A 20,898-nucleotide genomic window follows, 5' to 3' on the forward strand; every position below is an offset into this window, starting at 1 on the left:
CGGCTCTGAATTCATCCAAGACTGGCAAGAAAGGTTATCTCCCCTTGCCTCTTTGTTTTTGTATGTCCTCAAAATTCAATTTCTTTGTGCCGTCAGCATTTAACGGTGTAATCCGATCTCCCTTCGCATTCGGGTCATAAACCAAGCCCAATATGATTGGAATAAAGGTAATTATAGCAGCGTAAAATATCCCCAAAAGGGCTTCTTCGATCTCAAAATATTCATTGAACATTCCATAAAGAAATGCCCCAACAGATATCGCGTTAATTACAACAAAATTGATAACAGCAAAAATTATACCCTTAAAAAGTGAGCGATTGTTTCGAATGAGAAATTTTGTCAAAATGTAACCCGCAACAGTCAATACAACCAAAACGACAGAGAACAAATCACCTCACTCAAATTAAGTTTTTTGACTTAAGCCAATCTTGCCGCAAGCTAACCTCTGTTCCGAAGCAAACGCCTTTGCCAGATAGCCCATGACAATTTTAATGCGTTCGACCTTGCGAAGGTCGGGGTGAGTCAGTATCCACAGTGGGTTTAGTCCCGCGGGTTCATAAGTAAAGCAACGCTGTAGGCCAGGGCGGGCGAGGTCATCAGGCAATAAAGCCAGCCCCTGTCCTGCTTCGGCCAAGCTTGCCATCGCGATAAAATCATCACTGCGCTGGATAATGTTATCCGGATAATTTTTCTGGAGCCCGGCAAAAGCAGTATGATCTCGGAGTTGTCCTGCTCCGCAGATAAGACGGTGCTCTCCGAGGTCTGTTACGCTCAAGGGAACGCCGTGTTCTTGTGCATAACCATCCCCAACGTATACGCCCCATTTGATGTGACAAATTTCTCGCCCAATCAGATGTTCTGGCGGGGCCCGCGACACCCGCAGGGCAATATCCGCGTGACGCGCGGTCATGTTGAGGACCTGATTTGAAACCAGAAGTTCGATCTCGATATCCGGATACTCTTTGTTAAAATCTGCGATATAGCCCGGCAGAAAAGCATAGGATAAACTGCTTGTCGCAGTGAGCTTCACCGTTCCTTTTGGCGTGTTATCCCGGCCAATAATGGTGCGGTCAATATCATCAAAACCGCTTGCTATTCCTTGGGCCAGAACCAACATCTCCTCGCCCAGTTCGGTCAACTCATATCCCCCCTTGATACGCTCGAACAACCGCGCGCCGATGCCCAACTCAAAAGCATTAAGGTGGCGGAAAACCGTGGTGTGGCTCATCCCAAGGTCACGTGCGGCCCCGATCAGAGATTTGTTTTCTGCCACGGCCAGGAATAGTTTCAGGTCGTTCCAATTCATTAAATTTTATTTTCATTATTGCAAACATAGCTTTCAATACTGCTTATTTCATTCATTTTTGCAAACCATTATATTTCCTTCAGTAACAACCAAGACTTACAAAAGGAATACCAAAAGTGATTGGATACACTTCTCTAGGAACCAACGACCTGAACCGCTCGGCCGGTTTTTACGATGAACTCTTTAAAGCTCTCGGCATCGGTCGGCTTATGGAAGTCGACGACTTTATCGTTTGGGGCCAGGACATGAGTTCTGTGAATTTTTCAATCCATCTGCCCATCGATGGTAATTCAGCTTCTGTTGGCAATGGCGTTATGATCGCCTTGAGAACAAAGAACAGGGAAGAGGTAGACAGGGTCTACGCCAAAGCATTGGAGATTGGCGGAATGGATGAAGGCGCTCCCGGCCCCCGCGGCGACTATGGTTTCTACGCCGCTTATTTCAGAGATCTCGATGGCAACAAACTGAACCTGCACTGTATTTCCTAATACAATCGCCATCAATTCGAACTGTTCTTTTAAGGACCCGACCATGACAAGTGATCATCTCCTCCTTATCGGGCATGAGATCTGCCCATATGTTCAACGGGTTGTTATCGTCCTCGAAGAAAAGGGCATAACTTATGAGCGAAAAGACATCGTTCTGGATGACAAACCTGCATGGCTGGGGCCCCTCTCACCGACAAGAAAGGTTCCGGTGTTGGTAATTAACGGGAACCGGGTTCTGTTTGAGGCCAATGTGATCACAGAATTTCTCGACGAAACCTACCCGGGCTCTCTCCACCCAGATTGCCAGCTCGAAAAAGCGAACCACCGCGCCTGGATTGAATTCGGATCTGACATCCTTGGATCTATCGCCCAGATAATCTACCGGGATAAAACAGAAGTATCTTTCCATGCCTCAATACAGAATATTCAAGAGAAGTTCGCCATTCTTGAGGAGCAACTTGCGGGAACGCCCTATTTTGCCTCGTCGACTTTTCAATTAATTGACGCGGTTTACGGGATCATTTTTCGTTACTTCGAGGTCCTCACAAGCATTTCTCTCTTCGATCCGTTCCAAAGCCTGATCAAATTACAGAGATGGCGTGATCATTTAGCGGAACATCAATCGATCCAAAGGGCAGTGCCCGTCAATTACAATAATCTTTTGGTTGAGTTTATATCCAAGCAGGAGAGCTATGCCTCTCACGTACTGGCTGCTCTCGATCGAAAAACGGCCACCTTTTGAATTTTCATTTAAAATGTCAAAAAATCACCATCACAGAGATCAAATTCATCCTTTTTAAACAAAGCACTATTTAGGATGCTGACCACAGGCCGGATTTGAGTGGGACATTAATTGACAACACATATACGTAACGCAAAATTTTTTGCGCGAAACTGGACACTACTGTGGGCCTTGGGGTTTTCTATTGTTGTCGGTATTTCAATGTGGTTATCCCAGGGCCATCTTATTTACACGCGGGATGATCCTTACATTCACCTCTCGGTTGCTGAAAATATCATAAAGGGGGGCTATGGCGTTAATCTGACCGAATTCTCCTCGCCCTCGTCATCCATTTTATACCCACTGTTGCTTAGCATTACTGAATTTGTGGGCCTGGGATCAATCGGTCCATTATTTATCAATAGCTTGGCAACAGGTTTGTCTGTTTGGTTATTGCTAGAGTTTTTTTGGCGTTATGCCATCCCGGAAGAAACACCGCACTGGGCAATATTTCCGAACGCAATCGCTCCCCTTCTCATTCTATCAATCAACGGCCTGGCCTTGCCTTTGACAGGGATGGAGCATTCCCTTCATGTCTTAGCCGTTCTTGTCACCTTGCGTGGGCTCGTTCTTATTTCAGAAAATGGTCAAGAGGAACCGATCCCAAAGTGGCTTCTGCTTGCAATAATCGTCGGCCCGTTGATACGGTTTGAAGGCATGGCACTGTCCGGGGCTGCTGTCCTGGCACTTTTCGTTCAGGGGCACAGACAAACAGCCTTTGCAACCGGGACAATAATAATAGCCTTGATATGCCTATACGGCCTGATCATGCACCAACTAGGACTTCCTCTTCTGCCAAGCTCGGTTATGGTGAAGTCGAATGTATTCACCACAGGTACCAACGATAGCTACTTAATAAATAAAGTGTATGGGCTCGTTGAAAATCTCAGAGCTGCAATGGTCAATCGATGGGGCGGATTATTCGCTCTGGCAATCGGCACTCTTTTATTTATGGGAATAAAGCATCGCAAAAACCTCAAACCAACAGCTAAATCAGCGGACACTTCCGAAGGAATATCGCTCAGATCCTCTGCCAGGTTTTCACCAGAATTTATTATCGGCAGCACCATAGGGCTTTCACTTTGCGCTCACCTCGTTGCAGGACAGTACAACTGGTTTCACCGTTATGAAGTTTATGCCGTCGCAATCTTGATCATCGGGGGCCTATACCTCCTGCGCCACTTTTTTCATAAACTGATGCAGGCCAGATTATTCCTGTTAAAAACTCTCGTGCTCTGTGGTCTTACTCTCCTCATCAAACCTTACTTTATTGCCACGGAATTAACACCACTCGCGTCAAGAGGGATCTATGAACAGCAATTCCAGATGCACCGTTTCGCAACTGAATTCTTTTCAAAGCCGTTTGCTGTCAACGATTTAGGGTGGGTTTCTTACAATAATGATAACTATGTGCTTGATCTCTGGGGCCTCGGATCAGAGCGTGTACGCAAGATCAGAGCAACGGACAAACTTGATACACAAACAATGCATAAGCTCGTGCAAGATGCCAATGTTGATTATGCCATGGTCTATAAACAATGGTTTACTCAAGGGATCCCAAAATCCTGGTGCCTGCTTGCAACGATGAAGACCGAAATCGTCTCTGCAGCGGAAGGATCAGTGCAATTTTACGCCACCAATCCCGCAGCAGTACCAAAGATGCACTCGGCCCTGGATCAATTCTCTCAAGGACTTTCTAATCGGGTAATACTAGAGCGCTCAACTTGTCCGGCCATGAAGGTTACCGGATAACACTATAGAGTGGCTTAACAACGCTCCCTGTCAAGATACTGTACTTTCAGAGCCTCTTATCGTTTTTGAGGCGACATCTAACTTTTGTTTCCCTCCCTTACCCGCTCTGATGTATATCTCTGCAACGACGAGGTTAAACAACCAGCACACCCAAGAAAGCGCAATATATCCAGTTTGAAATTCGTAACCCAGAGCAGGTGCAATGGGGAGGCCGAGGCGAAGGGAAATAGCTGCCGCAGTTAGGGCGAATGAGCGTATCATCCACTCGCGGTGCTCCATATAGCAGCCTGCTCGTGCGGTTCGATACCCCTGAGTTGTCACATAGAGCCAAAGAACGGCAAGTGTCGCGAACCCTGCCACAGCGATGGGGCCCGCAGTCGAAGTCCAGGCGACGATAAAGCCACCGAGACCACCGACCAACACCGCCACCATATAGCTACGACCCATCCAGCGATGCAGACGCGGCCAGCGCCCACGAATTGTTTTAACAAATTGCCAGGGACCAAGCATAAGCGCTATCAAACTACCGAGCACATGGGCAAGGAAGGCTGTTTTATGCGCCAGAAAATTTTCCATGATCCCCGGACCGACATGCGGTGGTTCAGGCAATAAAAACCGGGTCGACAACAAAGAAATCCCGGTCGCCGATAACATTAGAACGATCCAAAATCCGTTTTTAAAAATAGCTCGTAATCTCATTATCGCACACGCCCTGCACCAGGTAAGAAACTCATGACTTATTCGCCATATCCGAATTAAGAGAATTGTGCTCACCTTGCCATTAATCCAGATCATATTTAATATAATTATCATGCACGATATTAATAATTTAAATATTGACCTGAATCTCTTGAAGATTTTTCAAGTGATTTACTCTGAGAGACACATCACCCGGGCAGCAGAACAGCTGGGGATGACACAGTCTGCGGTAAGCCACAGTCTACAACGATTACGCCATAGTCTGGACGACCCGCTGTTTATTCGTTCGAAAAATGGCGTAGAGCCCACAGCCCGTGCAGATGAAATCTCCGTTCCGATTCAACAGGCGTTAGCCCAAATATTAGATACTGTGAGTCTGCCCACAAACTTCGATCCCGCGACATCAAAACGAACCTTCCACTACGGCTTACCAGATCATGCTGTGGCCCAATATGCGCCTCTTATCCTGAGCCGCTATGCCCGGGAAGCGCCCAACTTGTCGCTCAGCCTCTATCACGAGCCCCTTCCCCGCTTGCTTGAACTGATTGAGGCAAACAAGCTTGATATGGCAGCCTGCGTTTACAACGAACTTCCCCCACGATTTAGATCCTGCAGCCTTTTCAAAAGCCGCCACGTCGTTATCGTCGGTAAAGATCACCCCATTATTCAAGGTTCTTTAGATTTAGAGGACTACCTTAAAGCACGGCATATTATCTATTCTAGCGATGGCAACAGAACAACCTATGTTGATAACATTCTAAAAACACTGAATTTAAAGCGTGAAGTCGCTGTAACTGTTGCCAGTCACATGGCCGGGCCTGTCATTGTCTCCAACAGTGATCTCATTGCCACCAGCACTATGGAATTGGCAGAACCATTTTTGGAACGTTATGAGCTCCAATATTTTCCGGTTCCCTTTGAAGTTCCAGATATTGATGTCCACCTGATTTGGCACCAGCGTCATGACCGAGATCCGGCTCACCAATGGATGCGCCAACTCACTCAGGATATTACCAAAGATGTGTCCTAACCCTTTCGGGAACACTAAAAGGTGAATGAAAGTTTCTTTAACTGGCGGTTAAAATCCAAATGATAAGATATATAGGCAAAGCTTCCTGAGTTTGATTATGAATGGCAGCTTTATGATCGACATAGATTATTGTTTGGTAGCAAATGGTATTTAGAACAATCGGAAGACACCCGCAGATCGTGGTTGCGATTTTTATTCTGGGTATCGTTGGCCTGTTTATTTTTGGCTCTAAATATTACCTTGAACAAACCAGGCAAGCGCTGGCTTTTGAAACAGCAAAAGCCTTTGAGATATCCATATCCACATTGCACCAGTTCTACTCCAAAGAAATAGTCCCCCGCGCCAAGGCAGGTGGAGTGGAGTTAACCGATGACCTCCAATCCTCAACAAAGAAAATCCCCTTCCCAGCGACCATGACCATAAATTATGGCGAACAGCTAGAGTTGGTAAGTGCTGGTATGACCACTTCTATGTACAGTGCCTATCCATTTCCTGGGCGATCGGACAGAAGATTAGATGAATTCCAGTTAAAAGCTCTTCGTTTTTTACAGGAAAATCCAGGTAAACACTATTATCGCTTTGCCGAAATCGCAGAGCGAAAAGTCATTCGTTATTCCAGACCGATATTGATGTCTTACGACTGCATTGAATGCCACAACTCTGCGGGTATTGGCCGCGAATGGGTGATCGGCGATTTTCGCGGTGTGCGGGAGGTCGTCATAGACTTACCACGTGCTGATGCCCTTGAAAGGGAAATGACAGAGGTTGCGATTATCCTCGCAGTTTTAGCCACAATTTTTGGAAGCATTGTGATGTTACCAACCGTGGGGATCTTACAGTCATCTTCGAAAGTAAATAGATCCCTTGCCAAAGAATTAACAGAAAAGAATGCCGTACTTTCCTAATGAATCATGATTTATAATCGGCTTTTCCATGAATAACGAAACTTTTGGCACGCTCGGGAATGAAAAATACAAGGCAGTGGCCTTCACTTACTTAGTATGATTGAACAACTCCTCAACACGGGGGCTATTCAAGACACTGGCTGGAGTTACGAGGAAGAGGAAATTGCGATAAACCCTCTTCTCATATCGATAGCACCCGTTTTGAGGTCCGCCACAGAAATGGCTGGTATCAAGTTTGAAATCCAACACTCTCCGACTGATTTAAATCTGAAGGGGGATGGAAGGGCAGTACGTCAAATATTGACCAATCTTGTCGACAATGCAGTAAAATACAGTAAAGCAACCATGATCACGGTTCGATGTCAGCTTGAAACTGGCAAACTGGTTCTCTCGGTAGAGGACAATGGTATTGGAATTTCAGAGACTGAGCTCGCCAGACTTAAAGAAGAACATTATCGGGGAGATGTCGCGTCACAACACCACGAAACCGGGTTAGGAATGGGTCTTTGGCTCGTGGACAACTTTGCCCAAATGCATGGCGGCGAACTCATCATCGACAGTGCTCTTGGTAAAGGAAGCTGTTTCTCAGTTCACTTTCCACACGATCGGGTACTTTGATCTCAAGGCGTGGTACGATGAAAACGGGCACTTGATAGGCGGCCCGTGAACCTATTGGCAATAATCGTAATGGACGTGTCGGTTTTAGGCGTCGTACGCAGCAGTTACAATCATTTCAACTTTTAGCTCAGGTCGTGCCAATTTGGCTTCACCACAAGCACGCGCAGGTGCATATCCTTCTGGTACCCAATTATCCCAGACCGCATTCATCTCTGCGAAATCTTCCATGTCAGCCAACCAAACAATTGCCTGTAGTATTTTACTCGGTGATGAACCTGCTTTTGCCAACAGATCTTCTACGCGACGCAGGCATTCCCGGGTTTGCTCTGCTACACTGTCTTCTGCAATTCCTACCTGCCCACATAGGTAAACCACCCCATTGTGTTTAACGATTTTACTCATTCTTTGGTTTGTTTCGATGCGTTCGATCACGATACAATCTCCTTTTGGGGTACGTCAGTTAACGCAGCCAGTTCACCTAAGGTCACGGGTTTTAATGGCGCACGAATGCGGTATGACCCAACCTGTTCTGGATGTAAACCCGTTTCCTTTGACAGGATCTCAGTCACGGTTGCGCCGCAAAAACGGCCCTGACATGGCCCCATCCCAGATCGACCAAATGCTTTTGTCTGGTTTGGACCTTTGCATCCCAACGCTGCATAACTAGAAATATCATCAGCGGTTACTTCCTCGCAACGACAGACAATTGTTTTTCCCCTTGGACGTAAGATCTCAGCTGGAGGCGCATAAAGCTGATCCAGGAAGGGACGGATTGCGATTTCTTTTTTACGAGCTCGAAGTAAGGGTACTGCTCGTTGATCACGGGCAACCTCGGAGATCAATCCCAGTTTATGAAGGGCATTGAGAGCAGCAAGACGACCTGTATATTCAGCAGCTTTAGCCCCAGAAATTCCGGCACCGTCGCCAGCTATACTGACTTTTTCAATAGAGCTTTGCCCGACGTCATTTGTAACAGGATAAAAACAACGCTGATTTTCATTCCACCGATGCTTGAGCCCAAGAGAGCGAGAGATTTGCGTATTGGGGACCACCCCCTGATGCAACAAAACGGTCGATGCATCTAGTTTATGTTTACGCCCCTTAGTAGTGAAAGATATCGCCTCTGCCTGATCAGTACCGATAACCGAAATTTCAGTAGCCGCTTTATACCGAGGCACTCCCGCCTTTCGGATTTGGCGGATAAGCTGTAATCCTTTTAACAATTGTCTCCAGCCCAAAACAACACCTTTGATATGTGTCATCGCCAAGCACAGATTGTTGAAGGATTGGGTTTCAACCAAGGCCTTCGGGGGGCTACCTGCTGCGATCATCTGAGAAGATAGAAGATAGAGTAAAGGTCCTGAACCAACCAGTATGGCGTCACGCGCAACCAACCCTCCTGATTTCATCAATATTTGTGCAGCACCTGCCGTCATTACACCGGGCACTATCCAACCCGGCAGAGGTACGGGACGTTCCATTGCACCCGTCGCCAGAATGATATGCCGTCCGTGAACTTGATAGGCCTCTTCATTTTGACTGAAAGCAACGCTTCCATCAGCACCGACCTGCCAAACCGTAACGCCAGAGCGATAATCAATTTCTACATTCTCAATGCTGGAAACCAGTAGCCGCCCAGCTTTATAATCTGGACCAAGTATTTCGTCCTGTTTTGCAGATGCCTTCATAACATTGCGGTAGACTTGACCTCCAGGCTCTGGCTGCTCATCTAACAACAAGACACTTGAACCATGACGTGCAGCTTCCAACGCTGCTGAAAGCCCTGCAGGCCCTGCCCCAATCACAATAAGGTCCGGTTTATCCATCGTAGTCATGACCGATCTCCTTTTGAGGAAATCGCTTTGGGCACACGATGCACCTCTAGCCCTTCTGTTATCGAGGTCATGCAAGCCTGAACAGTAACACCATCAATTTGCACCAAGCAGTCATAACAGGCACCCATCATGCAGAACGGTCCGCGTTTCTGACCAGAAACGGGTGTTTCACGGAAATGCAGTTGACCTGCAGCGAGTAAGGCGGCGGCAACAGTCGTACCCGGGACCACAGATAAGTTTTTACCATCAAAAATAAAATCAACTCGCACGTCGTTATCTGTTGAATCTGAGATTTGATCAAACATCAAAACGTCTTTCGCTGAAGGTTGATAAGTCATAAGCCGGAGTTTTACCCAGGATCCAATCCGGTAACAAACCAGCATGAGCAGCAGCCAGGGTAACGCCACTATGGCACGTGATAAAAGTAGCTCCAGGGTGGGTATCTGATTGTTGGTATATCGGCAAACCATCGGGGGACATTATCCGTAAAGCGGCCCAACTGCGCACCATCTTCACCTTCTCCAGATGCGGAAAGACATCAACGGCATGACGTGCTAGCGCTGAAATCGTTTGATTGTCTTCGGCATCATCCAATCCCAGTTCTGCCTTGGAAGCACCGATTTGGATACCGCCCTCGTTTACTTGGCGTAAAGTTCCAGAAGGGTAGTGGAGAAATTCTGGCAGCTTTTCTGTGATTAAAATTTGTCCCTGCTGTGGGCGTATCGGAGCACTGAAACCCAATTTCGGCCCCAACTCCATGGCCCCTAACCCTGCAGACAAAACAATTTTTTCACCCCTTAACTGAGAACCATCATCTAAAATAACCTGGAACTCTCCATCTCCGCCTAAAACATCAACGACTTTCACACCAGTTTGTATATCTCCCCCTTTTTTACGCACAGCACTACTGAGAGCCTTGAGTAAGAACAACGGGTTCACGTGCCCGTCTTCAGGGCAGTAAGTCGCCCCAACTACCTTGGGGCCGATTTCAGGAACTCTTTCACGTAACTCGTTTTGGTCCAGAGCTTCATAAGGGTAGTCTCCACCGGATGCATCACGCAGGCTCTCGAGCTTGGTAATTTGTTCTTCTAATTCGATCTCATTAGTGAAGTATTCCATCCCTCCGACTTGACGGAGCATGAGATCAAAGCCAGTCAGGTCCTCTATCTCTCGAGCGAAATCAGCCCACAGAGCAGCTGAACGACGAGACCACTTAGAATATTCGACGCAATCAGCCCCTTTGCCCTGTACCCAGACCAGTCCAAAATTTCCACGGGATGCTCGGAAGTCGTCATCGGCACCATCAAGCACGATAACATCCTGTCCCTTCTTCAAAAGACCGTAGGCAACAGATAAGCCAACAACCCCACCCCCGATGATAATCAACGCCATCTCTTAACCCTTCCCAACAAAGATCTTGTCGAGCCCATAGAAACGATCAAGGATCAGCATCACCCCAAAAGTTAAGACAATCAGCACTGTCGAGACAGATGCAATCAAAGGATCTATCGTCTGAGTAATATGATGATACATCCGCACGGGTAAAGTTTGTGTCGCGGGGGAAGCGACAAAAACGCTCATCGTCAATTCATCAAAGCTGGTGATGAAAGAAAGCAGCCAACCACCTGCTACACCTGGTAAAATCAACGGCAAGGTAATCCGGCGGAAGACCGTGAAGCGCGAGGCGCCTAAGGTCAATGCTGCGTCCTCTGCTTCCCGAGGCAGGCCCGTGGCTGAAGCCAACGCAAGACGTAGAGCATAAGGTGTGATCAATATGACATGCGCTGCCAATAACCCATAAAACGAACCTCCCAAACCAATTTTGCTGTAAAACTGCAAAAACGCGACCCCAAGAACCAGATGCGGGATCATCAAAGGCGATAACAAGAACGCCGCAATAACTTCTCTGCCAGGGAATTTTTTGCGGGCAATGGCTAGGGATGCCGGTACCGCAATAATGACTGCAATAGTGGCGGATACCAATGCCAACCAGACCGACACCCAAAAGGCATCAATAAAATCGGGATTATCCCAAATGGCATAAAACCAGCGTAACGATAATCCATCCGTGGGCAGCGAAAGATAACCTTTGTCCGTAAAAGATACCGCAATAACCATTAGCAGTGGCGCCAGAATGAAAGCCACAAACAGGGCGTGAAAACACAGTGCAACAAAACCGAGACGACGCATTATGTCCTCCTACTCAAAGACTTTGGCAAAGCGACGCTCGACCAATTTATTGTAACTAACGATGATGACGATATTGACGACCAGTAGAATTACAGCAATCGTAGCCCCAAGAGGCCAATTGAGTGTGCTGAGATACTCATCATAGGCAGCTGTGGCCACAACCTTCATCCTACGGCCTCCAATAATGGCCGGGGTCGCAAAAGCGCTCGCGGTCAAAGCGAAGACAATGATACTGCCTGACAGGATACCAGGCATGACCTGTGGAAGAGTAATTCGATAGAGTACGGTTAATTTCGAGGCCCCAAGTGTCAGCGCCGCATCCTCACTTTGAGGATCAATTTTTTGCAGTGACGCCCAAACAGAGATAACCATAAAAGGGACCAACACGTGTACAAGCGCGATGGTCATCCCTGTAAAAGTAAACATTAAACTTACGGGTTCCTCCCCAAATCCAAGTCCGGATGCCACCATTGTCAGAATGCCTTTGCCACCAAAAAACAACGCCCACCCCAATGTGCGTACAACAACGGAAATCAGCAATGGCCCCAACACGACCAACAGAAAGATCGATCGCCAGGGATTGGGAAGATGCGCGAGAACATACGCTTCAGGAGCTCCGATCAGAACGCAGATCACCGTAACCAGTAGCGCTAATCCAAAGGTTCGGCCGAAAATTTTATGAAAATACGGGTCTCCCAGCACTTCTACATAATTTGAGATTGTCCAATCGGCTTGAATACCCGTAGTGAAATCATAAGAGTGCAAACTAAGCAGGAAAGTCAGCAGCATCGGTACACCCAGTAACAGTATGAAAAATACTACCCCTGGGGCCGTCATCAGAAACGGGGTTTTATCAGAAACCTTCGCTGACATTACGCCACCTCCGAAAATAGCGTTACAGCATCATCGGGCCAGCTAAGGTAGGCGATGTCCCCCTTTACATACCCTGCCGCACCATTATTGGGTTGTGTGACAAATAGTTCTCCCATCGGGCTATTGACCCGGTAAAGCCAGCTCGCGCCCATAAAGATAGAGGCTTGAACCTCGACCTTGTGCCCTCTGCCTTCTCTCGACATCAGGAATTTTTCAGGGCGGATAGACAGGGTCACGTTTTCCCCTTCTGTCAAATTTTTCCCTGGCAAATCGATAACGTGGCCATCAACTGTCACCGTAGATTTCCCCTGCGCCCCAGCCTCAGCCCAAGCCGATATCAAGTTGGTCTTGCCGACAAAACCTGACACGAAAGTATTTTGGGGGCGTTCATATAAATCCAAAGGAGCCGCAACCTGTGCCATATCTCCCTCTCTCATCACCACGATCCGGTCACTCATCGAAAGCGCTTCTTCCTGATCGTGAGTTACGAGAATTGTGGTTACACCGATATCCTGCTGCAAAAGACGTAACTCAATTCGCATTTCTTCGCGCAGTTTCGCATCAAGGTTAGAAAGGGGTTCATCCAGCAACAAAACCGGAGGTTCAATTACAAGGGAACGGGCAAGAGCAACGCGCTGACGTTGCCCCCCTGACATCTCTTTCGGATAACGATGCGCGAACCGGCCAAGCTTGACCTGCTCTAGCGCAGCTCGGGCTCTGTCCATGCGCTCAACCTTACCGACACCACGCATTTCGAGACCAAAGGCGACATTTTCCGTGGCGGTCATATGAGGAAACAAAGCGTAACTTTGAAAAACGATCCCCAGCCCACGTTTGTTAGGCGGTGTTTTTGTAATATCCTTACCGTCGAGTAAAATCTTACCGCGTGTAGGTGTCAACAACCCGGCAATCATCTGTAACGTTGTTGTTTTCCCGCACCCCGATGGGCCCAAGAGGGAAATGAACTCTCCTTGTTCAATCGACAGGTTCATATCCTTTACGGCAGTAAAGTCGCCGAATTCTTTGTTCAGGGATTCGAGGCTCAGGAACGACATGGAAGGTCACCATTTTTGTATTTGATTGAATGAAAAGGGTCGACAACCGTGTCGACCCTTTCCTTGATAACGCGTTGTTTTAACGCTCGATACGACGGGTCCACTTTTTGGTCCACTCACCACGGGCAGGATTAACCAGTGTGTAGTCGATGTTAATCAGCGTATCGACACGCTCCGGGCCAACAGGCAGGGCACCAATTTGATCCTGGCTCAACTCAACATTTTTGTTCACGGGGCCCCAACCTTTTTCGGTCGCAAAATACTTCTGCATTTCTGGTGAAACCATGAACTTCAAAAAGTCCTGTGCCAACTCTGGAACGTCGGAATTGACCACGGGGCAAGCAGCAATCAACAGATTTACCGCCCCTTCTTTAGGGTAGGAAAATTCACCAGGAAAGCCCGTATCTGCCAAAGATTTCAAACGACCGCTCCCCCAAACTGACATGGCAATTTCACCATTTTGAAACAGCTCAGACATTTTTCCTGATGATGGTTCGTAAACCAATACATTATCGTCGAGTTTTTCTTCGAAGAACTTTAATCCAGGTTCTATGTTGGCCTCACCGCCACCATTTAATTTGGCTGCAACGATCAACGCGTGCAGACCATAACCATTAGTGATGGGCGGGATCGCAATCTTGCCCTTGAATTTAGGATCTGCCAGATCCAACCAGGATGTCGGCGCATCCCAGCCATTTTTGGCGAACATTTGTGCGTTATAAGCCAAACCGGTTGCGATAACTCCAATGCCGACAGCCTTGCTTTCTTTCAGGCGAGCACTGTCATAAAGACTTGCATAGGTATCTTCTTTCACCGTATCGCAATAACCGAACTGAATAGCCTGTGTCATAGGCCCGTCGTCGATAAAGGCAATATCAATTTCCTGGGCTGCTTCTTGTGCGCGTAGTTTTGCCAGTGTATCCGTCGAATTACCGGAGACATAAACCACCTTGGCGCCAGATTTTTCTTCCCATTTGGGAATGATAACTTCCTTAAACAGCGTTTCAGTCGAACCGCCATAGGCTGCGAGGTAAACCGTTTTCTCCTCTGACATCGCAGATACTGATGTCATTGCTGTCAGGGCCATTATAGATGTGGCCAATAACGTTTTTTTCATTGTGTCCTCCCTTGTTCAATCTTTGTTGGAGGTTATTTGCTACAAAACGACAACATATTTCAAATTCATAATTTTACGAATATCATGCCAAAATGTTATGTTTATTTACTATGTAGCTAAAGTGTACTCCTCCTTACCAATAAACCCGCCAGGAAATTCCATGCGTTTGAACCACAGGCAGCTTGAAGCATTTCGCGCCATGATCGAAACAGGTAGTGTTACTGATGCAGCAAAGCGCATCCTGATAACTCAACCCGCGGCCAGCAGATTGCTGTCTGATTTGGAGCACACAGTGGGATACCCCTTGTTTCGACGGGAAAAAAAGCGCCTTTCCCCAACCCCGGAAGCACTTGCTTTGTTTGAAGAGGTAGAAAGATCGTTTATCGGGATCGATATGATCACAGAAGCCGCACGTGAAATTGGCTCCTACCGGCGTGGAGCACTTCACATTGCGGGAATGCCGGCCATGTCGCTTGGCTTTCTGCCAAGAGTGATTGCTGAGTTCTGCGTCCAGCGCCCTGAAATCTCTATCGCCCTGCAAATTCACAGTTCTCAAAAGGTGATACAGTGTATAGCGTCACAGCAATTTGACCTCGGCTTTGCCGAAAGCGATACAACACATCCCGGCGTGACGACAGAACTGCTTTATGAAGCCCCAATGATTGCCGTCCTTCCCAAAAAACACCGTCTATGCAGTAAGCCTATTCTGGAACCAAAAGATTTTGAAGATGAAATCTTCGTTGCCCTAGGCGCAAACTATCCTACGCGCAAAAGAGTCGATGCCATGTTTTTGTCTGCAGACGTCCAGCCCAAAATGCGGATCGAAACACAGCTGTCCTTTGCTGTTGGTCAAATCGTTTCACAAGGTGGAGGCGTATCATTAATAGACCCCATAACCGCAATTGAAATGGGGAAACAATCTCTTGTCGAGACCCGCCCCTTCGCGCCATCTCTCCTCTATCAATATAATGTATTGTTCCCTTCCCTTCGACCAAAGTCCCGGATATCTAATGTTTTCCTGGAGCTCGTTCGCTCACACCTGGCGCAAGACAAAGAGTAAAGGTAACTTTACGCACCAACGTTACAGCAGAGATCCCTGTAAAATCGGATTATTCCCGATATAGTCCTGCATAAAATCGCGTAAGCATTTGGCACGCGCACTTAAAAGCCGTCCCGTTGGCCAGACTGCGAAAATATCTCTTTCCGGACCGCGCCATGAAGAAACGACTTGAAGTAACTGACCTTGCTTGAGTTCCTCGGTAATCTCGCTTATCGGAAGCAGAACAATCCCGTGATCATCTCGGGCCAACTGGGCCGCAAGACCGATGTCGTTGACCAGGGTTACAGGACGGGGATGAAGTGTTTCCTCCGTACCTGTCTTTTGGTTTTTCAGGCTCCACACGGGAATAGTACTCACCAAGATAATGCGGTGGTCATGTAAGGCGTTTAAGTCCTCGGGCTCACCATGTGTTTGCAAATACCCAGGTGAAGCGACCAGGATCGTCGCGACCGATCCAAGCTTTTTTTGGAATAGTTGGGAATCAGCCTGCGGACCTATTCGAAGAGCCATATCAACATGATCATCCATCATGTCTTTGGTTTCATTACTAACAAACAGGTGGAGCTGTATTTCTGGATATGCCTTGATAAAAGCGGACCACATCGGCTGCAGGATTTTCACCGACGCATTGGTGGGCGCCAACACTGTGAGCTTGCCACTGAGTTGATGAACATCGGTACTCAGGTTACGCGTTGTAACTTCGAACTGTTGCACCAAATCGGCATAGGCCTGATAATAAACCTCTCCCTCTGCAGTCAAATTAAACTTGCGCGCTGACCGGTGGATAAGCCTGCATCCCAGCACGTCTTCAAGCTTTTGCAAACGCCGGGTGACTGTTGCCGCCGGTAGTTTCAAGAATTCAGCAGCAGCTGCCAGTCCCCGTTTTTGTACGATGTGAACAAAGAGTGCGATGTCGTCAATCATGATTTCATTTATGGAATATATAACTTCAATATTCGATATATACCCGACATTTGAAATTATATAAATCTATTTTCACAACAGAACACATCAACAGTGGAGATAATAGTTATGAACAAACTTTGGATTAGTGCAGGTATCGAACTTCAAGACGGCGCAGATCTGAGTGAAACCAAAAATGCCCTTAGCCAGCTCGTTAAAGAGACAGTGAAAGAACCGGGTTGCATACAGTTTGAAATTCTACAACAGCAAGATAAGCCACAGTGCTTCACTCTGTGGGAATGCTGGACAAATGACGACGCCTTAAAGGCCCATTTCGAAGCCCCACACACCCTCGCCTACCTGTCGCACGACTACACCAAGGTAAATTATATCGAACGGCTGCAATTGAATTCTGGATCGTAGGTAAAGGGGATAATCAAAGATGAAACACCGTATGGTATTTTCCATCCTTATGTCCCTTATTCTTTCGATCCTTATGACCTGTTGGGTCACCTGGATCAATCTGGGTTGGGGTCCTGAATTTATCGAAAAATGGATGGTTGCTTTTCGCCTCGCCTGGCCTGCAGCAGCCCTCATCGCTTTCATCCTCGGTCCTTTTATCCAGACCACCACTCAACGGATTGTAAGCAAAATATCTTAAACCACGCCTGATTTATGAAAGACAACCAAATGAACGTTCAACGCATCAACTTTCCCGAACTCGGCATGCCTGTCGGCCCCTACACTCACGCTGTCGTCCACGGGAATACCCTCTACACCTCTGGCTTTACCGCTTTTGGAACCGAAGCTCAATCCGGCTCCGTATCAGATCAGACCAAGGCAATTCTTAATCAACTTCAAATCATCGCGGAACAACAAAATACAGCAATGAAAAACCTGATCAAGGTTACAGTCTTTGTCACAGATCTAAGCGATATGGCATCCCTCAGAGATACTCTCTTAGACCTTTATGGCAACCACATCCCCGCAAGTTCTCTCATAAAAATTGAAGCGCTGTTTGCCCCCGAACTCAAAATTGAGATCGAAGCTATTTTTACTCTCTAGCCCCTGTAGACGAGTTCTTTAAGCAAGGCCTCTATCAGGACTTATACAGGGCCAATTTAAACATCAACGGTACTTTGCATGAATTTTGTCGTAGAGACCCGTTGATCTGATATGAGCGAGAGCTTTGTTAAAGTCTTCCCGGATATTTTCTACATTTGGATAACGTTTACTAAAACAAAAATGAAAGCTTTTAGTCGCCAAGGGATGAAATATAAATTTCCCTGATAATCCCATGTTTTTAATTACAAAAGCAGTCGTTTCTTCCGCGACATTGAGATAGTCAAAGCGACCTGCCAAAAGAGTTCTTATGGCACTTTTGGTATCCGAGACTTCAAGCGGTCTTAGCCCTGCATTTTTAAGGACTTGCAAGCTTTCATACCCCTTGATAGAGGCGACCTTGTAACCGACTACATCTTCAATTGAATGGGGAACAGGTCCGGTAAAATCTGACCTGACAAAATAGCCGTTGGTAAAGCTGCTGATGGGATCGGAAAACAGGATAAAATCTTCACGCTCCTTCAGATAAGCGCAGGTTAAAATCCCAACCGTTTGCCCTTTACGTGCGTTCATTAAAGCCCGGTTCCAGGGAAGAAACTCGATTTTCGAAGCATAGCCCATCCGTTTAAAGACTTCGGTTACAACTTCGTAATCAAAGCCTCTAAGCCCATTTTGAGGCTCCAACATTTCATAGGGAGGATAATCCTCGGTTACGATATAGAGTTCGCCTTTTTCTTGAGCTGCCGCACCGAAAGCCGCCCCAAAGAAAACCGTGTAGGAGATCAGAATCTTTTGCCACTGATAGATCATAGGATTGCGAGTTATCAGTCCGACCATGGTATTATTGCTCCCGTCCCCTCACAAACATACTTATCGGCACCGCTATTTATATCATTACCATCAGAATAATTCGTTAATTCCCCCTACAGTGCTCACATCAAAAATGAACAACATGGCCACCGACCAGTCGAATACATGCCTCAATAGCAGATCAAGATAACAGTATTTGTCAGTGATCTTTCTAATTTCATCTCCTAAGAGATGCCCTTTCCCATCTCAATGGGAAACACACTCTCGCCAGCTCACTGATCCACAGTATGATTTTATAAAAATCCCTATTCCAATTGAACTATTTACTTGCAAATTCAAGCATTGAATGATCAAACACACCCTTAACGTGCTTTATAGATTGAGACCTCTCGTTGGCTATTCTCCCCCACCAAAAATCGTTTGAACGTGCAAATTTCTTACAACAATCGGGTCGAACAGCTGAAGCTTACGATGTTTATGAAAAAATATTTCCGCACTATAAGAATAATTCAAGTTTCTTACTTCGGATGGCCTATACCGCTATCAGCCTAGGACGGGATCAAAAAGCAAAAAAACTATTGGAAAGCACCCTGAAGCTCGCCCCCAAATCTGCGGTAACCTACAATCTACTTGGCGCTATATATCTAAGAAGAATTGAACGCGAGAAGGCCCTCCAGAATTTTAGAAAATACGTTGAGCTCGAGCCAGACAATGTTAAAGCACGGCTTAATCTGGGGAAAGTATTGCTTGATCTAAATCGCCCAGAAGATGCCGCACATCAGTATACGAAAGCGAGCGAACTCGACCCTGCTTCTCCTTTGCCATTATACTGGATTGCGGTAATACACCGAGCAATGGGCCAAATGGACCTATCAACATCGTTCTTTCGCAAGGCTCTTACTTTGAAACAGAACTATGCTGGTGCTTGGAAGCAATTGGCGGAACTGAAACAGCTAGATCTCGAAACAGACCTACCTAAAATGCTTGAGAGCTTGGATAGTTTAAGTGAATTACCACGTGAGCAAGCAAAAGTTCATTTTGCACTGTCAATGGCGCTTGATAACAATAAAGACTATGAGAAATCTTACTCTCACCTAGAAATTGCCAATAAAATCATCAAGCAGAATTCAGACTATGAAGTAATCAACGATGGTGATTTCATGCGTCGTATTGCAGAAACCTTTACAGTTGATCTCCACTCACGTTTGGAAAATCACGGCTCGAGCTCAGATAAAATGATTTTTATCGTGGGAATGCCAAGGTCGGGAACAACATTAGTAGAGCAAATTGTCTCTGGCCACTCCCTAGTCTATGCCGGAGGAGAACTCCCGTATGTTGAAGATGCCCTGGACAAGGCTGGACAAAGACATGGCTTTAGTTATCCTGAAACTGCAAATCGGTGGTCTAAAAAAGATCTCAAGAAGATAGCAGATCACTATCTCCAGAGCGTAGATACGCTCAATAAAACATCTCCTTACATAACTGATAAATTACCAACAAATTTTCTTTATCTGGGGGCAATCAAAGCAGTATTCCCCAAGGCACGTATTTTACATTGCACACGCGATCCAATTGACACTTGTTTGGGAAATTATCGCCAACTGTTCACCAAGGGAATGGATTTCGCGTATTCCCAAGAAGATCTTGTCCATTATTACAAATCATACTCCGCGTTAATGGAACATTGGCATAAGCTTTTTGGAGAGGACATCCTCGATGTTTCCTATGAAACTCTGGTGCAAAATTTCGAGGGCGAAGCCAAGAAAATAATTTCTCATTGCAACCTAACTTGGGAAGCTGGTTGCATTGACACTCACAATTCAAAACGGGCTGTTTATACAGCTAGCGCGTCTCAAGTAAGAGAAGGCGTCCATGAAAATTATGTTAACCGCTGGAAAAACTACCAACCCTATATAGAGACAATGATTAAAGGCCTTGAAGGACTTTAACGATCAAAATTTGGCCTTCAAGGTATAGAAACTGGCCCCAGTCGGTAGATGCTCAGATCTAATTTATTATAGTTTTGGGAAATACTAATTTCTGCACCTGTGCCTTTTAGCTTTTGATTAAACGGGTACTGAAACAGCATATTTCGGAATTTTGGATAATCCATTTGTTTAAATTGTGGACTGCTATTACAGGCGAAATCATATAGTGCGGGTACAGTGAACAGCCATTCATTAGCATCAACAGTAATGCCTTGGCCAAAATTATTGAGCTGCTGCAGCAGATTTTCATCACGCTCCAGAAACAAGCAGAACCAGTTGTATACGATATCGCCAGAATGATGGTCTTTCATTGTGTCCGCACCACTCTATAGAAACTGATATTTCGGCTATTCAAATAGCTAAGAAGTTGGCGGGTAACCGATAGCCCCCGCCAACCTTAAAGTTACAACACGTCATGCTTGCGTG

At 46.5% G+C, this 20,898-nt stretch carries 25 protein-coding genes; 11 read left to right on the forward strand and 14 right to left on the reverse strand.

The features are described 5' to 3' along the window. Positions 1 to 34: 34 nt before the first annotated feature. Both ACOGW3_RS25180 and ACOGW3_RS25185 read right to left on the reverse strand, forming a co-directional pair. Positions 35 to 364, reverse strand: coding sequence for a hypothetical protein (locus ACOGW3_RS25180; RefSeq protein ID WP_419905439.1), 330 nt, complete (start codon positions 362 to 364; stop codon positions 35 to 37). Positions 365 to 403: 39 nt separating this feature from the next. Further along, positions 404 to 1,306, reverse strand: coding sequence for a LysR family transcriptional regulator (locus ACOGW3_RS25185; protein ID WP_419905440.1), 903 nt, complete (start codon positions 1,304 to 1,306; stop codon positions 404 to 406). Positions 1,307 to 1,422: 116 nt separating this feature from the next. On the opposite strand from ACOGW3_RS25185, the gene ACOGW3_RS25190 reads away from it, so the two are divergent. From ACOGW3_RS25190 to ACOGW3_RS25200, 3 genes are all read left to right on the forward strand, one after another. Next, positions 1,423 to 1,794 (forward strand): VOC family protein, encoded by a 372-nt coding sequence (locus ACOGW3_RS25190; RefSeq protein WP_419905441.1) that lies wholly within the window; start codon positions 1,423 to 1,425, stop codon positions 1,792 to 1,794. Between the two features lie 43 nt (positions 1,795 to 1,837). Continuing rightward, positions 1,838 to 2,536: a glutathione S-transferase family protein gene (locus ACOGW3_RS25195; RefSeq protein WP_419905442.1), complete on the forward strand. Its 699-nt coding sequence runs from the start codon at positions 1,838 to 1,840 to the stop codon at positions 2,534 to 2,536. Positions 2,537 to 2,647: 111 nt separating this feature from the next. After that, positions 2,648 to 4,327, forward strand: a complete 1,680-nt coding sequence (locus tag ACOGW3_RS25200) for a hypothetical protein (RefSeq protein ID WP_419905443.1) — start codon at positions 2,648 to 2,650, stop codon at positions 4,325 to 4,327. Positions 4,328 to 4,357: 30 nt separating this feature from the next. Here ACOGW3_RS25200 and ACOGW3_RS25205 read toward each other — a convergent pair whose 3' ends face one another. Continuing rightward, the gene (locus tag ACOGW3_RS25205) at positions 4,358 to 4,981 is read right to left on the reverse strand and encodes a DUF2306 domain-containing protein (protein ID WP_419905444.1); all 624 of its coding nucleotides are present in this window, start codon (positions 4,979 to 4,981) and stop codon (positions 4,358 to 4,360) included. Positions 4,982 to 5,138: 157 nt separating this feature from the next. Between ACOGW3_RS25205 and ACOGW3_RS25210 the strand changes: the two genes are divergently transcribed. The 3 genes from ACOGW3_RS25210 to ACOGW3_RS25220 all read left to right on the forward strand — a co-directional run bounded on the left by ACOGW3_RS25210 (position 5,139) and on the right by ACOGW3_RS25220 (position 7,579). Beyond that, entirely contained in the window at positions 5,139 to 6,056 is a 918-nt protein-coding gene (locus tag ACOGW3_RS25210) for a LysR family transcriptional regulator (protein WP_419905445.1), read from the forward strand. A 179-nt stretch (positions 6,057 to 6,235) separates the two neighbouring features. Further along, positions 6,236 to 6,961, forward strand: a complete 726-nt coding sequence (locus tag ACOGW3_RS25215) for a c-type heme family protein (protein ID WP_419905446.1) — start codon at positions 6,236 to 6,238, stop codon at positions 6,959 to 6,961. A gap of 96 nt (positions 6,962 to 7,057) precedes the next feature. Then, positions 7,058 to 7,579: a sensor histidine kinase gene (locus tag ACOGW3_RS25220; RefSeq protein ID WP_419905447.1), complete on the forward strand. Its 522-nt coding sequence runs from the start codon at positions 7,058 to 7,060 to the stop codon at positions 7,577 to 7,579. Between the two features lie 84 nt (positions 7,580 to 7,663). Here the strand turns inward: ACOGW3_RS25220 and ACOGW3_RS25225 are convergent, their stop codons facing one another. The 8 genes from ACOGW3_RS25225 to ACOGW3_RS25260 form a co-directional block, all read right to left on the reverse strand. Continuing rightward, positions 7,664 to 8,011, reverse strand: a complete 348-nt coding sequence (locus ACOGW3_RS25225; RefSeq protein ID WP_419905448.1) for a RidA family protein — start codon at positions 8,009 to 8,011, stop codon at positions 7,664 to 7,666. Then, positions 8,008 to 9,414 (reverse strand): FAD-dependent oxidoreductase, encoded by a 1,407-nt coding sequence (locus ACOGW3_RS25230; RefSeq protein ID WP_419905449.1) that lies wholly within the window; start codon positions 9,412 to 9,414, stop codon positions 8,008 to 8,010. The genes ACOGW3_RS25225 and ACOGW3_RS25230 overlap by 4 nt, the downstream gene beginning before the upstream one ends. Then, positions 9,411 to 9,719, reverse strand: a complete 309-nt coding sequence (locus ACOGW3_RS25235) for a (2Fe-2S)-binding protein (RefSeq protein WP_419905450.1) — start codon at positions 9,717 to 9,719, stop codon at positions 9,411 to 9,413. The genes ACOGW3_RS25230 and ACOGW3_RS25235 overlap by 4 nt, the downstream gene beginning before the upstream one ends. Next, the gene (locus ACOGW3_RS25240; protein ID WP_419905451.1) at positions 9,712 to 10,806 is read right to left on the reverse strand and encodes an NAD(P)/FAD-dependent oxidoreductase; all 1,095 of its coding nucleotides are present in this window, start codon (positions 10,804 to 10,806) and stop codon (positions 9,712 to 9,714) included. Before ACOGW3_RS25240 ends, ACOGW3_RS25235 begins: the two co-directional genes overlap by 8 nt. Before the next feature lie 3 nt (positions 10,807 to 10,809). Next, on the reverse strand, positions 10,810 to 11,604 hold the full coding sequence (locus ACOGW3_RS25245) for an ABC transporter permease (protein ID WP_419905452.1): 795 nt from the start codon (positions 11,602 to 11,604) through the stop codon (positions 10,810 to 10,812). A 9-nt stretch (positions 11,605 to 11,613) separates the two neighbouring features. Continuing rightward, entirely contained in the window at positions 11,614 to 12,477 is an 864-nt protein-coding gene (locus ACOGW3_RS25250; RefSeq protein ID WP_419905453.1) for an ABC transporter permease, read from the reverse strand. Further along, entirely contained in the window at positions 12,477 to 13,532 is a 1,056-nt protein-coding gene (locus tag ACOGW3_RS25255; protein WP_419905454.1) for an ABC transporter ATP-binding protein, read from the reverse strand. The genes ACOGW3_RS25250 and ACOGW3_RS25255 overlap by 1 nt, the downstream gene beginning before the upstream one ends. A 79-nt stretch (positions 13,533 to 13,611) precedes the next feature. Further along, positions 13,612 to 14,649 (reverse strand): ABC transporter substrate-binding protein, encoded by a 1,038-nt coding sequence (locus ACOGW3_RS25260; RefSeq protein WP_419905455.1) that lies wholly within the window; start codon positions 14,647 to 14,649, stop codon positions 13,612 to 13,614. A 160-nt stretch (positions 14,650 to 14,809) separates the two neighbouring features. Between ACOGW3_RS25260 and ACOGW3_RS25265 the strand changes: the two genes are divergently transcribed. Continuing rightward, the gene (locus ACOGW3_RS25265) at positions 14,810 to 15,709 is read left to right on the forward strand and encodes a LysR substrate-binding domain-containing protein (RefSeq protein ID WP_419905456.1); all 900 of its coding nucleotides are present in this window, start codon (positions 14,810 to 14,812) and stop codon (positions 15,707 to 15,709) included. A 21-nt stretch (positions 15,710 to 15,730) separates the two neighbouring features. On the opposite strand, the gene ACOGW3_RS25270 is transcribed toward ACOGW3_RS25265, so the two are convergent. Beyond that, positions 15,731 to 16,633, reverse strand: coding sequence for a LysR family transcriptional regulator (locus ACOGW3_RS25270; RefSeq protein WP_419905457.1), 903 nt, complete (start codon positions 16,631 to 16,633; stop codon positions 15,731 to 15,733). A gap of 108 nt (positions 16,634 to 16,741) precedes the next feature. Between ACOGW3_RS25270 and ACOGW3_RS25275 the strand changes: the two genes are divergently transcribed. The 3 genes from ACOGW3_RS25275 to ACOGW3_RS25285 are packed head-to-tail and all read left to right on the forward strand — an operon-like array spanning position 16,742 to position 17,677. Next, positions 16,742 to 17,035, forward strand: a complete 294-nt coding sequence (locus ACOGW3_RS25275; protein ID WP_419905458.1) for a putative quinol monooxygenase — start codon at positions 16,742 to 16,744, stop codon at positions 17,033 to 17,035. Between the two features lie 19 nt (positions 17,036 to 17,054). After that, entirely contained in the window at positions 17,055 to 17,273 is a 219-nt protein-coding gene (locus ACOGW3_RS25280; RefSeq protein WP_419905459.1) for a DUF2798 domain-containing protein, read from the forward strand. Between the two features lie 14 nt (positions 17,274 to 17,287). After that, positions 17,288 to 17,677, forward strand: a complete 390-nt coding sequence (locus ACOGW3_RS25285) for a RidA family protein (RefSeq protein WP_419905460.1) — start codon at positions 17,288 to 17,290, stop codon at positions 17,675 to 17,677. Between the two features lie 63 nt (positions 17,678 to 17,740). On the opposite strand, the gene ACOGW3_RS25290 is transcribed toward ACOGW3_RS25285, so the two are convergent. Continuing rightward, positions 17,741 to 18,511: a substrate-binding periplasmic protein gene (locus ACOGW3_RS25290; RefSeq protein WP_419905461.1), complete on the reverse strand. Its 771-nt coding sequence runs from the start codon at positions 18,509 to 18,511 to the stop codon at positions 17,741 to 17,743. Positions 18,512 to 18,876: 365 nt separating this feature from the next. On the opposite strand from ACOGW3_RS25290, the gene ACOGW3_RS25295 reads away from it, so the two are divergent. Further along, positions 18,877 to 20,433 carry a tetratricopeptide repeat-containing sulfotransferase family protein gene (locus ACOGW3_RS25295; RefSeq protein ID WP_419905462.1) on the forward strand — a complete coding sequence of 519 codons (1,557 nt, stop codon included), beginning with the start codon at positions 18,877 to 18,879 and terminating at the stop codon, positions 20,431 to 20,433. A gap of 17 nt (positions 20,434 to 20,450) precedes the next feature. On the opposite strand, the gene ACOGW3_RS25300 is transcribed toward ACOGW3_RS25295, so the two are convergent. Next, positions 20,451 to 20,783: a hypothetical protein gene (locus tag ACOGW3_RS25300; RefSeq protein ID WP_419905463.1), complete on the reverse strand. Its 333-nt coding sequence runs from the start codon at positions 20,781 to 20,783 to the stop codon at positions 20,451 to 20,453. Positions 20,784 to 20,898: the final 115 nt, after the last annotated feature.

This window comes from Kiloniella sp., assembly GCF_965205715.1.
In the GTDB taxonomy this organism is placed as follows: Bacteria; Pseudomonadota; Alphaproteobacteria; order Kiloniellales; family Kiloniellaceae; genus Kiloniella.

Coding starts and splice junctions, on each gene's coding strand:
- ACOGW3_RS25185 (WP_419905440.1), bottom strand. CDS start 1,306: ATGAATTGGAACGACCTGAAACTATTCCTGGCCGTGGCAGAAAACAAA.
- ACOGW3_RS25195 (WP_419905442.1), top strand. CDS start 1,838: ATGACAAGTGATCATCTCCTCCTTATCGGGCATGAGATCTGCCCATAT.
- ACOGW3_RS25205 (WP_419905444.1), bottom strand. CDS start 4,981: ATGTTATCGGCGACCGGGATTTCTTTGTTGTCGACCCGGTTTTTATTG.
- ACOGW3_RS25210 (WP_419905445.1), top strand. CDS start 5,139: ATGCACGATATTAATAATTTAAATATTGACCTGAATCTCTTGAAGATT.
- ACOGW3_RS25220 (WP_419905447.1), top strand. CDS start 7,058: ATGATTGAACAACTCCTCAACACGGGGGCTATTCAAGACACTGGCTGG.
- ACOGW3_RS25230 (WP_419905449.1), bottom strand. CDS start 9,414: ATGACTACGATGGATAAACCGGACCTTATTGTGATTGGGGCAGGGCCT.
- ACOGW3_RS25235 (WP_419905450.1), bottom strand. CDS start 9,719: ATGTTTGATCAAATCTCAGATTCAACAGATAACGACGTGCGAGTTGAT.
- ACOGW3_RS25240 (WP_419905451.1), bottom strand. CDS start 10,806: ATGGCGTTGATTATCATCGGGGGTGGGGTTGTTGGCTTATCTGTTGCC.
- ACOGW3_RS25245 (WP_419905452.1), bottom strand. CDS start 11,604: ATGCGTCGTCTCGGTTTTGTTGCACTGTGTTTTCACGCCCTGTTTGTG.
- ACOGW3_RS25250 (WP_419905453.1), bottom strand. CDS start 12,477: ATGTCAGCGAAGGTTTCTGATAAAACCCCGTTTCTGATGACGGCCCCA.
- ACOGW3_RS25255 (WP_419905454.1), bottom strand. CDS start 13,532: ATGTCGTTCCTGAGCCTCGAATCCCTGAACAAAGAATTCGGCGACTTT.
- ACOGW3_RS25260 (WP_419905455.1), bottom strand. CDS start 14,649: ATGAAAAAAACGTTATTGGCCACATCTATAATGGCCCTGACAGCAATG.
- ACOGW3_RS25265 (WP_419905456.1), top strand. CDS start 14,810: ATGCGTTTGAACCACAGGCAGCTTGAAGCATTTCGCGCCATGATCGAA.
- ACOGW3_RS25270 (WP_419905457.1), bottom strand. CDS start 16,633: ATGATTGACGACATCGCACTCTTTGTTCACATCGTACAAAAACGGGGA.
- ACOGW3_RS25275 (WP_419905458.1), top strand. CDS start 16,742: ATGAACAAACTTTGGATTAGTGCAGGTATCGAACTTCAAGACGGCGCA.
- ACOGW3_RS25280 (WP_419905459.1), top strand. CDS start 17,055: ATGAAACACCGTATGGTATTTTCCATCCTTATGTCCCTTATTCTTTCG.
- ACOGW3_RS25285 (WP_419905460.1), top strand. CDS start 17,288: ATGAAAGACAACCAAATGAACGTTCAACGCATCAACTTTCCCGAACTC.
- ACOGW3_RS25290 (WP_419905461.1), bottom strand. CDS start 18,511: ATGGTCGGACTGATAACTCGCAATCCTATGATCTATCAGTGGCAAAAG.
- ACOGW3_RS25300 (WP_419905463.1), bottom strand. CDS start 20,783: ATGAAAGACCATCATTCTGGCGATATCGTATACAACTGGTTCTGCTTG.